Annotated in this window: 11 protein-coding genes; 6 read left to right on the plus strand and 5 right to left on the minus strand. The window is 61.9% G+C overall.

The genetic code is table 11. The annotated features are described in order from the left end of the window. Positions 1-401: 401 nt before the first annotated feature. Positions 402-677, plus strand: a complete 276-nt coding sequence (locus tag BXY39_RS03455; RefSeq protein WP_121937411.1) for a hypothetical protein — start codon at positions 402-404, stop codon at positions 675-677. Between the two features lie 170 nt (positions 678-847). Here the strand turns inward: BXY39_RS03455 and BXY39_RS03460 are convergent, their stop codons facing one another. Both BXY39_RS03460 and BXY39_RS03465 read right to left on the minus strand, forming a co-directional pair. Continuing rightward, the gene (locus BXY39_RS03460; protein WP_121937412.1) at positions 848-1,876 is read right to left on the minus strand and encodes an NADP-dependent oxidoreductase; all 1,029 of its coding nucleotides are present in this window, start codon (positions 1,874-1,876) and stop codon (positions 848-850) included. Positions 1,877-2,027: 151 nt separating this feature from the next. After that, positions 2,028-3,059, minus strand: coding sequence for a hypothetical protein (locus BXY39_RS03465; RefSeq protein ID WP_147453454.1), 1,032 nt, complete (start codon positions 3,057-3,059; stop codon positions 2,028-2,030). A 231-nt stretch (positions 3,060-3,290) separates the two neighbouring features. On the opposite strand from BXY39_RS03465, the gene BXY39_RS03470 reads away from it, so the two are divergent. Further along, the gene (locus BXY39_RS03470; protein WP_170163591.1) at positions 3,291-5,732 is read left to right on the plus strand and encodes a TonB-dependent receptor; all 2,442 of its coding nucleotides are present in this window, start codon (positions 3,291-3,293) and stop codon (positions 5,730-5,732) included. Positions 5,733-6,027: 295 nt separating this feature from the next. Here BXY39_RS03470 and BXY39_RS03475 read toward each other — a convergent pair whose 3' ends face one another. From BXY39_RS03475 to BXY39_RS03485, 3 genes are all read right to left on the minus strand, one after another. After that, complete coding sequence (locus BXY39_RS03475; RefSeq protein ID WP_170163592.1) at positions 6,028-6,597, minus strand: RES family NAD+ phosphorylase; 570 nt, start codon at positions 6,595-6,597, stop codon at positions 6,028-6,030. 2 nt (positions 6,598-6,599) lie between these two features. Continuing rightward, complete coding sequence (locus BXY39_RS03480) at positions 6,600-6,950, minus strand: antitoxin Xre/MbcA/ParS toxin-binding domain-containing protein (RefSeq protein WP_121937416.1); 351 nt, start codon at positions 6,948-6,950, stop codon at positions 6,600-6,602. Positions 6,951-7,222: 272 nt separating this feature from the next. Further along, the gene (locus BXY39_RS03485) at positions 7,223-8,029 is read right to left on the minus strand and encodes a GntR family transcriptional regulator (RefSeq protein WP_121937417.1); all 807 of its coding nucleotides are present in this window, start codon (positions 8,027-8,029) and stop codon (positions 7,223-7,225) included. A gap of 304 nt (positions 8,030-8,333) precedes the next feature. Between BXY39_RS03485 and BXY39_RS03490 the strand changes: the two genes are divergently transcribed. From BXY39_RS03490 to BXY39_RS03505, 4 genes are read left to right on the plus strand one after another with little or no spacing between them, the layout of a single operon-like run. Then, on the plus strand, positions 8,334-8,636 hold the full coding sequence (locus BXY39_RS03490; RefSeq protein WP_121937418.1) for a DUF1330 domain-containing protein: 303 nt from the start codon (positions 8,334-8,336) through the stop codon (positions 8,634-8,636). Beyond that, on the plus strand, positions 8,633-10,126 hold the full coding sequence (locus BXY39_RS03495; RefSeq protein WP_211332061.1) for an aldehyde dehydrogenase family protein: 1,494 nt from the start codon (positions 8,633-8,635) through the stop codon (positions 10,124-10,126). The genes BXY39_RS03490 and BXY39_RS03495 overlap by 4 nt, the downstream gene beginning before the upstream one ends. 48 nt (positions 10,127-10,174) lie before the next feature. After that, positions 10,175-11,566, plus strand: a complete 1,392-nt coding sequence (locus BXY39_RS03500; RefSeq protein WP_121937419.1) for an FAD-dependent oxidoreductase — start codon at positions 10,175-10,177, stop codon at positions 11,564-11,566. Positions 11,567-11,611: 45 nt separating this feature from the next. Beyond that, positions 11,612-12,667 (plus strand): nitrilase-related carbon-nitrogen hydrolase, encoded by a 1,056-nt coding sequence (locus BXY39_RS03505; RefSeq protein WP_121937420.1) that lies wholly within the window; start codon positions 11,612-11,614, stop codon positions 12,665-12,667. Positions 12,668-12,847: the final 180 nt, after the last annotated feature.

Genomic DNA, 12,847 nt, shown 5'->3' on the forward strand with positions numbered 1-12,847 from the left:
ACACGTTGTGGTTTGATTCTCTATCCGAATTAGCATTCCTCACGTATTTATACAATTAAAGTTTGATTTCAAAAATATTTCACGCTCTTAGGGCGATTCTTGATTAGCAGAACAATTTTTCACTTTTCGGATTTTTACGTCTTATGGCACCAAAATATGTTCTTAAAAGTGTATATAATTCTCTTGAAAAATCTTTTTTGACGTAAAAATTCCGAATATTTGCTCCAAAAACCTCTTCAGGTTTTTTAATGGAAGTTTTTAAGTTGTTTTTCGGTGAAAAACATGTGCATAGAAAAATACAATTATTAATAAATGTATAAGAAATTTTTAACACCTTAAGCGTTTGTTCAGAGAAACCGTTCCCTTTTTGGTCAACCCGCCCCGTCATAAGGAGATGACAAATGGCATACGTCCAAATTTACTTTAATGGCTTCAATGTCGCCCCGCTGGCCTTCACCGGCACAGCAAATATCGCCGATGGAGTTGCCGTGCAGGTAACGCCGCAACCTGCACACTGCATATGGGGTGCGGCCCCACACGACTTCACGCACGCGGCAGGAACATTCCGGGGCAACGAACGCCAGCCGGAAGCGTATCGCATCACACAAGCCGACGACGCGGGGATTGTCTTCACCCCCAATGCCGCTGGAATGCCGACAGTGACCTATCGGCCATAGAGGCAGCGGGACGCAGGAACATATCTGGGAACATATCTGGGGACATATCCGAGCAACGAACACCCGGTCATGGGTGCTTTATGCAAGGGCCTGTCGGCGGCACGGCCTGTCACGGCCGAACCGCCCCGGCCCGGCACTAAAAGCGGGCCGGCACTCAGGTCTTGTGGCGCTCAACCATCACAGTCCCGGACCACCTTGACGATCTGCTTGCCCATATTACGGCCCTCATACAGGCGGATCAGCGCTTTCGGCATGGATTCCAGCCCCGTCAGCACATCCTCGCGGTAGGTCAGGCGGCCGTCGGCGATCCAGCCCGCCATCACCCGTTCGGCTTCCGCGAACAGCGGTTCATAGTCATAGACGAAAAACCCCTGGAACAGGGCCCGCTTGGCGCCCAGTTCCTCCCAGTTTTTCAGGGCATGGGGACCGTCGCGCAGATATTGCGATATGCGCCCGCAACTGATCACGCGGGCATAGCGCGCCAGTCTCGGCAACACCGCATCCAGCACCGCACCGCCCACATTGTCGAAAAAAACGTCCACACCGTCCGGCGCCAGGTCGCGCAGCCGCGCCGTCACATCCTCCGTCCTGTAATCAATGGCGGCGTCGCAGCCCAGATCGTCCGTCAGCATGCGGCATTTCTCCGGGCTGCCGGCAATGCCGATCACCCGGCACCCCATCAGCCGCGCCACCTGCACCGCGATGCTGCCCACACCGCCCGCAGCGCCCGAGACCACACAGGTCTCGCCTGTCCGCGGCCGGCCGATGTCCTTCAACGCGCAATAGGCGGTAAACCCGGTGATCCCCAGCACACCCAGCGCCGTGGACAGCGGCGCCGCCGTCTGTTCAACCCGGAACATCAGCGAGCCGGGCGCGCCGTCGGCAACGGCATAGTCCTGCCAGCCCAGTTTGCCCTGCACCCGCGTGCCCACCGGCCAGTCCGGATTGTTGGAGGCGACGATCACGCCCGCGCCGCGCCCCAGCATCACCTCGCCGATCTCGACCGCCTTTTCGATCCCGGCGCCGTCGATCATGTAGCGCCGCATCACCGGCGCCACCGACAGATAATGCGTACGGACAAGAAACTGCCCCTCGCCCGGCACCGGTACCGGCACCGTCCGCATGCGGAAATGATCCTCCCGCACCGCGCCCGTGGGCCGCGCCGCCAGACACCATTGCCGATTGACCGCCTGTGTCATGGTTCCCCCCCCCTGAATTCCTGCCCCAGTTCCTGCCTGAGTTTCTGCCCAAGCGACTGTCTCAGTTCCACCCTGACGGACCGCGCCCGGTCGCACCGCGACCGCCGGCCTCTCTTCAACCCTGCCACCCATTCTCTTCCCGGTTCCGTTCTCAGTCCTGCCTCAGCGTGCAGCTGGCCTGTATCCAGCGCAGATTGACGGCGATGCGCGTGCCCTCGGGCTCGGTCCAGGCATAGGACACCGCGCGCGCCTCGCCCTCGCGGTGGATATACAGCACCAGCGAATCGCGGTTGCGCCCATAGGGCCAGCGCACATTGCGCAGGCGCAGGCCGTATTTGCTTGTGTCGGCCCCACCCGTCTTGGCAACCCAGACGGCGCCGCCCTGATCGTCCGTCTTCAGACCGGGGTGGAAATCCCAGCCGCCCTCGGCCGCCTCATTGGCCAGGGACACCCAGCAGGAAAAGGGCCGCGCCTTCAGCAGGCGGTATCCGGACCCGCCCGGCCCGTCCACCGATCCGGCTTCCGGTCCACTGTCCGTATCTGCGGCCATCACGCTGCCATAGGCCGTGGCGCTCAGGAAAAAACGCGTCGGTGTGCCGCCGACCGCCGGGGTCACGCTGGTACAGGCCCCGGCGCGGGTCTCGCCCAGAAACTGATCGTGCAGGCGGCGCCAGTGGATGGTGCAGTCAGGCGCCGCCTCACCCGTCCCCGGCAGGGCGTCGCGACCGATAAAACGGTCCTCGACAATCACGCCGGCCGTGTCGTCCGCTCTCAGCACCGACACCCATGCCCCTGCCGGGGTGTCCGGGTCGCTGCCGGCACTGGCATGGTCTCCCGGATACCGGTGCGTCATCGAAAAAGCGGGACCCGAATCACTTTCGGTCAACGCCGCCACCCGGCGCAGCCGCCGTTCGCGTGCCGCCGCCGGGGTGTCCAGTTCCCCCTGGAAATACACCTGTTCCACATTGTCGAAGCTGCCGGCAAACCAGTCCGCCATCAGCCGCAAATCCCGGCGCAGAACATCGCCGCCGTCCACGGCATGGGCCGATTGCACCGTGATCAGGTCAAAGACCAGGCCAGAGGTCAGGCCAGAGACCAAACCCGTCAGCAACACCGATTTCAGCACACCCGCCAAAACCCGGCGGCCCCTCGGCCTGTGTCCAGTTTTTTCAATTTGCAACATCGACACGCCCCCGGATCAAATTTGAAACATTTTGGCAACACCCCTGCAAAGAAAGTGACAGGATACCACTTCAGCAAGTTGACATAGAGATATATCAATATTAGAAATTATATACCAGTGAAAGGGCGTGAGGCGTAATTTTCTTTCTACTGGTGCACTGGGCATAAGCCGTGCCATTGCGGCAAAAACAGAAAACCTGGGTGGGGGAAAATGACAGGAAAGCAATACCTTATGCGCTCAACCGCTGCGGCCGTCGTCTTGATGGCACCCGCTTACGGCAGCGCGGTTATCGCACAATCGGCCGATACGGAAGAAACATCGATCACGCTGGAAGAAATCACCGTCACGGCCCGGAAAAGAGAGGAAAGCCTACAGGATACACCTGTGGCCGTGTCCGCTTTTACCGCCGAAAATATCCAGAATTTTTCAATGGAATCCATTGATGATATCGCCCGCTACACACCGGGGCTGAGCTTCTCGCGCGCCTTCGGCCGCACGACCGAGCGGCCCGTTATTCGCGGCGCCGCCAACATCCTGGCCGGCGTCCAGTTCGGCGTGGAAAGCGGCACGGCCTATTTCGTCGACGGCGTCTATTATGCCGGTGATATGCAGGCGCTCGACCTCGATTCGCTGGAACGGGTCGAAGTGGTCAAGGGCCCGCAATCCGCCCTCTATGGCCGGAACACCTATGCCGGTGCGATCAACTTCGTCACCCGTGGCGGCACGGACGAGTTCGAGGGCCGCGTCACCGCCCAGGTCGCCGAACACGACCAGTATGAATTCTACGGCCGCGTGTCCGGCCCCATCGCCGGCGAAAAACTGACCGGCAGCTTTTCCGCCCGCTACTATGAATATGGCGGCGAATGGATCAACGAGCCGACGGGCGAGACCATCGGCGACGAACAGTCCGTCAACCTGAACGGCATCATCGACTTCAACCCGAACGATGCCATCAGCATCCGCGCCCGCATGAACTATACCGAGGATGACGACGGCGTCCGCCCCTTCGCCCTGTTCAAATCCGACAACAACAACTGTTTTCCGGGGCTGCGTTCGAACGCCAATTATGACCCCAATCATCTGGGTTTCCTGAACCCGCCCTTCGGCTTCATCTTCGACGGCATCCCGAACAACGACAACCCGAACCAGTATTATTGCGGGGTGATCCCGGCGACCGACGTGGCGACCCAGGATGTGGACGGCGCGCCCTTCATCGGGGTGGAACGGGAAATGGTGCTGGGCACGCTGAAAGGCGATTTCGACTTCGCCGACGGCCACACGCTGACCCTGCAATTCGGCTACCGCGATCAGGACCGCAAGACCGGGTCTGATTCCGACCATCAGACGGGCAGCCTGAATTTCGTCGCGCTCAGCCCCTTCTTCGCCATCCCGACGACGAACGCCCTGTTCAACACATCGGCGCTTGACCGCAGCTGGGATTACAGCTTCGAGGCCCGCGTCCAGTCGCCGCAGGACCGGCCCTTCCGCTGGCTGCTCGGCGTCTTCTATTTCGATTTCACCCAGGCCAACAATGAAATCGACTTCGCCTTCACCGACGATGAGGATTTCCAGGGGCCGCGCCGCTCCCGCGATACGGTCGAGAACAAGGCCATTTTCGGGATGGTCGAATATGACTTCACCGAGGACTTCACCCTGACCGCCGAACTGCGCGTGGCCGAGGAAACCAAAACCCTCCAGCAGTTCGCCACCGCCATTTCAACCGCCACCTTCGACGGCGAGGCGACATTCGATTCCGTCGCGCCGCGCTTCATCGCCAACTACCGCTTCGACGACGCGGTATCGATGTATGCCAACTATGCCAAGGGCATCAAGCCCGGCGGCCTCAACGGCGCCACCGGCCTTGAAGTGGACCGCGAAAATTATGACGAGGAAGAATCCGACAACTACGAGGTCGGCCTGAAAGCGGACTGGTTCGGCGGACGGCTGCGCACCAACATCGCGGCCTTCCTGACCCAGACCAACAATTACCAGCTGACCACCGCCGTGGCCGCGCCCGGCACCAATGCCGTCACCTCCCTCGTCACCAACCAGGGCGACGCGGAAATCAAGGGGATCGAGATCGACGCCCGCGCCGCCATCACCGAGGACCTGCAAATCGGCGGCACCTATGCGCTGACCGACGCGGAATTCACCGAAGGGTGCGACGCCTTCCAATATGTCCTGACCTCGGGCGGTTTCCAGATGTCCGCCACGCCGAACGTACCGGCCGTGGCCGACGCCCCGGTTCTGCCCGGCGCCGACTGTTCCATCGCCGGCAACCAGATCCCGATGACCTCGCGCCACATGGCCAGCGCCTTCATCCAGTATGAGCGCCCGGTGCATGAAAACTTCAACTTCTTCTTCATCACCGATTTCAGCCACGAATCGTCAAAATTCGTCCAGGTCCACAATGGCAGCGAAACCGGCGACGCCAACATCCTCGGCTTCCGGACCGGCATTCGCGGCGCCACATGGGAACTGGCCGTCTTCGGACGCAACATCACGGATGAGGACGCCATCCCGGTCGCGACCCGCTGGTTCGACGTGCGCCAGGGCTTCAACACGGTGGCGCCGGAAGTGGGCGCGGACAACACCTTCCTCGGACCGCGGGCGCCCTTCGCCAGCTTCCGTCGCGGTGCCCAGTTCGGCTTCCAGCTCAGCTACGATTTCTAACTCTACTTTCCTCCCGAAAGCAGCAAGCGGGCCGACGCCTTGGCGTCGGCCTTTTTTCATGAATTCGGGGGTTTCAAAGCCAAAATTTTCGTAACCTGCGTCCCAGTGCCCATGCCGACGGTCATATGCGTTTTGAAACCCGCACCGACCACACCGGCAGACAAACTGGCCACGGGTCCACCCCAAGTCCCCCGTCGTTCAGAACAAAGGACATTCTGCCCATCGAGGCAACGTTTGCCCTGTATGGGTCATGTCTTTAGACGTCACCGGGCATCCACATGAGACAAAATCGGGGTCACAGGGGCCAGTCAACAACTCCGTGATCTTTCACGTCTTCGAATTCATGCGGCTTCGTATGCTCGCAGAAAATTACAAGATTTTTGCTGTCATGGCGCGCATTGGGCACGATGATACCCGACGGATCGGTTGTTTCTGGGGAGCCAAGAAAATAAGCTGCTTCCCCGACTTGCTGGCACGTGGGATATTCGGATTTCCTTACGAGATAATCCAACTGCCCGAAGCTTGCCATGTCCACGCCGAGGCGTTGTAAAAGCCTTTTGTCCGAAAGGTCATAAACGCCGTTCAGTGACACTCGGATTTCATGCAATGTGTAACGCAGCTTGGATGGAAATACCGGCTGTCCGCGTTTGAGATGAAAATACATTTCCGCAATCGCGCCTTCGCGGTGCAGGGCTGTATAAAGAACATCGAATTCACCGGTATCCCAACGGTTGCCGGCGGATGCGCACTGGCACGGATCGCGGGCTTCCTTGACCACACGCCATACGGTGGCTTCAAAGGGCCGGACTTGAAGCTCTTCCAAAAGATCGAGCAAGCGGTTGTCACGCGGTGCGACAGGGCTCACGATCAGAGATATCCATCCGAATCCAGACGATTGAGTACATCCAACACTTCGATCGTTCTTTTCTGATGGATAAGGTCGACGGCTCTCTCGCCGCCCAACTGCGGGTGGCGTGAATAGAGCCAGGTGCGGATTTCTTCCTCGGTATAATAGTCCTGCAACCGACGCACCACATAGACGAGATCGGCCAGAACCATTTCATTGCGCGGCTGCGGCTTGGCGGTGCCGGAGCGCCAGCGCGATACCGTCGCTTTCGATACACTCGTCAGATTGGCGATATCCGTGCCGCGCAAGCCACCAAGGGTTTCTATTTCCTCAAGATTGCGCGCGATAGAAGTGGGAGCCGGTGCGTTCATGGCCGTTCCCCGCGATGGTCACGCTCTTCACCCACTGGCAGGCATTGAATGGACCTCGCCGATTGCCCCATGTCACTCACTCGCTCGCCCAAGGCAGTCATCCACAGTAGTTTCATATCGGTTTCACAGTATCATTTTATGAAACCGATATGAAAAGGTCAACATCAGCGTCGCGCCGCCCTTCCGCCACCGGCCAGGGACTGCCATCATGAACCGGATTGTGGGTCACGCATACGGGACCGGGATCGGAAAGTCAGAGCCGGGGCCGCTAATCAGGTCTCGGCCGTCCAGAAATTGGCCATGTCCCCCTGCACGCGGGACAGGTTCAGGGTCAGGTGGTAGATATCCGGCCGGTAGTAGACGGTGATATACTCCACCGGCCTGTCGCCGTGGTCGAACACCACCCGCGATACCTTCAACAGGGGCGAGCCCACCTGCACGCCCAGCGCCGAGCCCAGCGCCGCGTCTGCCAACGTTGCCGTCACCAGCTGGCGCGCCCGCGAAATCGTGGTGCCGGACCGCTCGATCAGGGCCAGGATGGGATGGGCCTCCAGATCGTCCGCCGTGTAGGACCGGCCGATATCCTCCGGCACATAGGTCACCACATAGGAAAACGGCGTATCGTCCTTGTGGCGCACCCGCACCGCGCGCTGCACCACGGTCTCGGGCCGCAGGTGCAGGGCGTCGGCCGTCGCCGGCGGCGCCTTGACATAGTCGAACTCATGGATGGTGACATCGGTTTCCTGGGCGATGGTCAGCAGATTCTCGATCAGCCCTTCCATGTCGCTGGACGGGTGCGAGACCGGCTGCTTGTACGTCACCGTGGTGCCCCGTCCGCGCTGGCGCGCCACCAGCCCCTCGGCGGCCAGTTCATCCAGCGCCCGCTTGGCGGTGATGCGCGACACGCCGAACATTTTTTCCAACTCATGCTCGCTGTGGATCAGACTGCCGTCGGGATACACCCCGGTCATGATCTTTTCGCGCAAAAGGACATAAATCTGATGATACAGCGGGGTCGGCAGGCTTTCGTTTACCGCGCCGTCCCGCACCTGCAATGATTTTGCGTCTTTATCGGCCACTTGTTCCGCTCACTTGACACTCCAGCCAGACCGGTCCCTTAACGTGATACAGATACAAACACCAGTGCGGTTTCGGAAACCGGCGGGGATCGAAAGGTCCGACCCGAACAGTCTTAGGCCCTTCCGCGCGGGCGTACCAGCGCTTTCGGTCGCCCCGTCGGGCCCCCGCGCTCTCAGCCGGTTTTCATCATACCGGGTCATGGCTTGAGCATAAGGTTATTGCCTTAATAATATATTATTATATCATCTATGCCGGTTTCGCAAATCCGGCCATGTTCATGGCCCAACGGGGGGAGGTCACACCGTGTCCGCCTATATGATCGTCATCGCCACCTTGAGCGACCCGGCAGGCTTTCGCGACTATGCCGTCGAAGCCGCGAAAATGATCGCCGATTATGGCGGTGAATATATCGTGCGCGGCCCCGGCGAAAGCGAATGTCTGGAAGGCGACTGGCCCGACGATGAAAAGGTCGTTATCTCGCGCTGGCCCTCCATGGACGCCGCCCGGCGCTTTTGGCACAGTGACGATTATGAACGCATCAAACAGCTCCGGCTGGGCAAGGCCACGGTCAGGGTCCGGCTGGTGGACGGGGTAAGCGACACGTGAGCACAAAGACCGACACCATCACGGCCCCTGAGGTTCCTGAGGCCCCCACCCCCTTGCAGGTCCCTTCCCTGAAGGTCCGCAACCCGCGCACCGGGGTATGCGATTATGACATCACCCCGGCCGAACGGGCCGAGGTGGAGGCGGCCGCCGCGCGCCTGCGCACCGGGCAGACAGCCTGGGCCGCCGCCGGGCTGGATCACCGCCTTGATGTTCTGAAAACCTTCGCCGCCCGTCTGGCCGAACGCCGGGGCGAGGTCATCGACGCCCTGACCGCCGACACCGGCCGTCTCGGCATTTCGGTGATGGAGGTGGACGGCATCGGCCCCTCCATCGACCGCTGGGCCGCCATCGCCCGCGCCGAGGCCGAAGACCCCACCGGCACATCCACGGCCATGCCCTTTCTCAGCTACCGCATCAAACGGCATGTCTATCCCCTTGTCGGTGTCATCAGCCCGTGGAATTTTCCGGTCACCCTGTCCTTTATCGACGCCCTGCCGGCGCTGGTCGCCGGCGCCGCCGTCCTGATCAAACCCAGCGAGGTCACGCCCCGCTTCGCCGCCCCGTTGCGCGACATCATCGCCGGCATCGACGGCCTGCGCGACGTGCTCGCCATTGTCGACGGTGACGGCGCGACCGGTGCCGCCCTGATCGATGCGGTCGATGCCATCTGCTTCACCGGCAGTCTGGCCACCGGCCGCAAGGTCGGCGCCCAGGCGGCGAAAAATTTCATCCCCGCCTTTCTCGAACTGGGCGGCAAGGATCCCGCCATCGTTCTGGACAGCGCCGATGTGGACAAGGCGTCGACCGCGCTTCTGCGCGCCTCCATCCTCAACAGCGGGCAGGCCTGCCAGTCGATTGAACGGATTTATGTCGCCCGCCCGGTCTTTGACGATTTTCTCACCCGGCTGGTCGACAAGGCAAAGCGTGTCACCTTCAACACGCCGGACCTGCACAGCGGCCATCTGGGGCCGATCATTTTCAAAAAACAGGCCGATATCATCGACCGCCAGATCAGGGACGCGGTCGCCAGGGGCGCCGTCGTGCATACCGGCGGCACCATCGCCGACCATGGCGGCCTGTGGTGTCCGCCGACGGTCATCACCGATGTCACCGACGACATGGCCCTGATGCGCGAGGAAACCTTTGGCCCCGTCCTGCCGGTGATCCCCTTCGACACGGTCGAGGACGCCGTCGCGCTGGCCAATGCCGGCGACTACGGCCTCAGCGCCGCGGTCTTCGCCGGCACGGCGGATGAAGCCGCCGCCATCGCCGAACGGATCGAGGCCGGCGGCATCAGCATCAATGACGGCGCCCTCACCGGCCTGATGCACGAGGCCGAGAAAAACTCCTTCAAATGTTCCGGCCTCGGCGCCTCCCGCATGGGGGCGTCCGGCTATACGCGCTTCTTCCGCAAGCAGGCGCTGATCACCAACACCGCCGCCCCCTTCACCATCGACATGTTCGATGAATCGCGCACCGACTATCCGTAAGCGGGCGCTGATATGTGTACCTCCCTGTCCTTGAAAGTGTCCTAGCCCATGCCCGTGATCCGCACCGACAGCTTCACCCCGGATTTCTCCGTGCCCGTCGTCATCATCGGCGCCGGCGCCTGCGGGCTGACGGCGGCCATCGCGGCGAAACGCGCCGGCGCCGAGGTCATCGTGCTGGAACGCGACGCCCACCCGGCAGGCTCCACCGCCATGTCCTACGGCGGCATCTGCGCCGCCGGGACACAGGCCCAGGACCGCGCCGGCATATCCGACACGGGCGACGCCCTGCGCGAGGATATCATGACCGTCACACGCGGCCAGACCGACCCGGACCTCGCCCGCACCATCGCCGCCAACTGCGGCCCGGCGGTGGACTGGCTGACCGGCGACCTCGGCCTTGACCTTCAGGTGGAAACCCACTGGACCGGGCTCGGCCACCGCCAGCCGCGCCTGCACATGCCGCCCGGTCGCTCGGGCGAGGTGCTGATGGGCATGCTGCTGCGCGCCGCCGAGGCGGCCGGCGTCGACATCCTGACCCGCGCCCGCGTCACCGACCTGTACGCGGATGCGGACGACCGCATTCTCGGCGTGCGCATCGAACGGCCCGACAGCGTCGAACTGCTGGGCTGCGACCAACTGGTCCTGGCGTCGTGCGGCTTCGGCGCCAATGAGGACCTTGTGGCCCGCCACATGCCGGAACTGGACGGCGCCTGCTATTACGGCCATGAGGGCAATGAGGGCGACGCCCTTCTGTGGGGCGAGGCACTCGGCGCCGCCACCGGCGACCTCGGCTCCTATCAGGCGCTCGGCTCTCTCAGCGATCCGGAATCCATCGTCGTGCCGCACACGCTGCTGATCGGCGGCGGCGTTCAGGTCAACACCGACGGCAAACGGTTCGAGGATGAACTGGACGACATTTCCGGTCAGGCGCTGACCATTCTCAAACAGCCCGGCGGCGTCTGCTGGGTGGTCTATGACGACCGCCTGCACAAACAGGCCCTGGACATTTTCGACGAATACCGCGAGGGCGACAAGATCAACGCCTATCGCACTGCCGGCACATGGCGCGATCTGGCCGCCCTGATGCATGTCCCGGCGGACACTCTGGACGCCACCATGACCCATATCGAGGGTTTGAAGGCCGCCGGTAGCACCGACGATTTCGGCCGCCCCTTTGCCCCCGAACAGGCGCTGGTGCCGCCCTTTTACGCCGTTAAGGTCACCGGTGCGCTGTTCCACACGCAAGGGGGGCTGTGCGTCGACGGCACGGCGCGCGTCGTCCGTCCCGACGGCAGCACCTTCCCCAATCTTTATGCCGGCGGCGGCGCCGCGCGCAGCGTCTCGGGCCCGTCCGTATGGGGCTATCTGCCGGGCATGGGCCTGTGCACCGCCGTCACCCTCGGCAAACTGGCGGGCGAGACGGCCGCCCACGCCCTCTGACCCCGGCACACCCGTTCAACACCGGCCATAAGGAAACATCCCGGCATGACCACGTCTTCCTCCATCCCGGCTTATCATGCCATCGCCTATCAGGCGCCCTGCCGCGCCGTGAACGCCTGCCCGGACGCTGACAGCGCCCGCGCCCTGATCCGCGACAGCATCGCCGATCTCGCCGGCAAGATCCGCCAAAGCAAGCTGTTCGTCGGGCCGGATGTGCGCCTGATCGTCCTGCCGGAATATTTCCTGACCGGCTATCCCATGGGCGACACGTTCGAGACCTGGATCGCCAAGGCCGCGCTGGACCCGGACGGCCCGGAATATGACGCCCTTGGCAAAATCGCGGCGGACAACGACCTGTTCCTCAGCGGCAATGTCTATGAAACCGACGCGCATTTCCCCGGCCTTTATTTCCAGACCAGCTTCGTCATCGACCCCGCCGGCAGCGTCATTCTGCGCTACCGCCGGCTCAATTCCATGTATGCCCCCACCCCGCACGATGTGTGGGACAGATATCTGGACATTTACGGCCTCGACGGCGTGTTCCCCGTGGCCGATACCGAAATCGGGCGGCTCGCCTGTATCGCGTCGGAAGAAATCCTCTACCCCGAAATCGCCCGCTGCCTGGCCATGCGCGGGGCGGAAATCTTCTGCCATTCCTCCAGCGAAATCGGCAGCCCCATCGCCACCCCGAAACAGATCGCCCGTCAGGCCCGCGCCATGGAAAACATGGCCTATGTGGTCTCGTCCAACTCGGCGGGCATTCACGGCTCCGGGTTTCCGGTGTCGTCCACCGACGGCAATTCCGCCATCGTCGGCGACAAGGGGCAGGTCCTCGCCGAAAGCAACACCGGCGAAGCCATGACCGCTTTCTATGAAATCGACGTCGACGCCCTGCGCCGCCGCCGTCGCCGCCCCGGCATGATGAACCTGCTGTCGCGCCAGCGCTTCGCCCTGTTCGCCGACAGCTACCGGGACGCCGATTTCCAGCCGGCGGGCAGCATGCTCGCCGCCGACGGCACCGTCAAAACCGTGGACCGCGGCCATTTCACCACCATCCAGCACGACGTCATCGCCAAACTGGCGAAACGGGGCGTGATTTAGGCATACGACCACATCCGAATAGTGGGTCTGAATTCCTCGCGCCAAGCGGGTTGGACGCTCACATCCGCCTTATCGGTATCTTTTTGGCCGCATACTGGAAATTGGTCTTTTCAACACCCAGCCAAAATCTTAGGTTCATTTATATATTCCAAAGCACTGGGGCTGTTGCTTTAAAATGAT

Origin of the sequence: Eilatimonas milleporae, assembly GCF_003688555.1 — a bacterium.
Classification (GTDB): domain Bacteria; phylum Pseudomonadota; class Alphaproteobacteria; order Sphingomonadales; family Kordiimonadaceae; genus Eilatimonas; species Eilatimonas milleporae.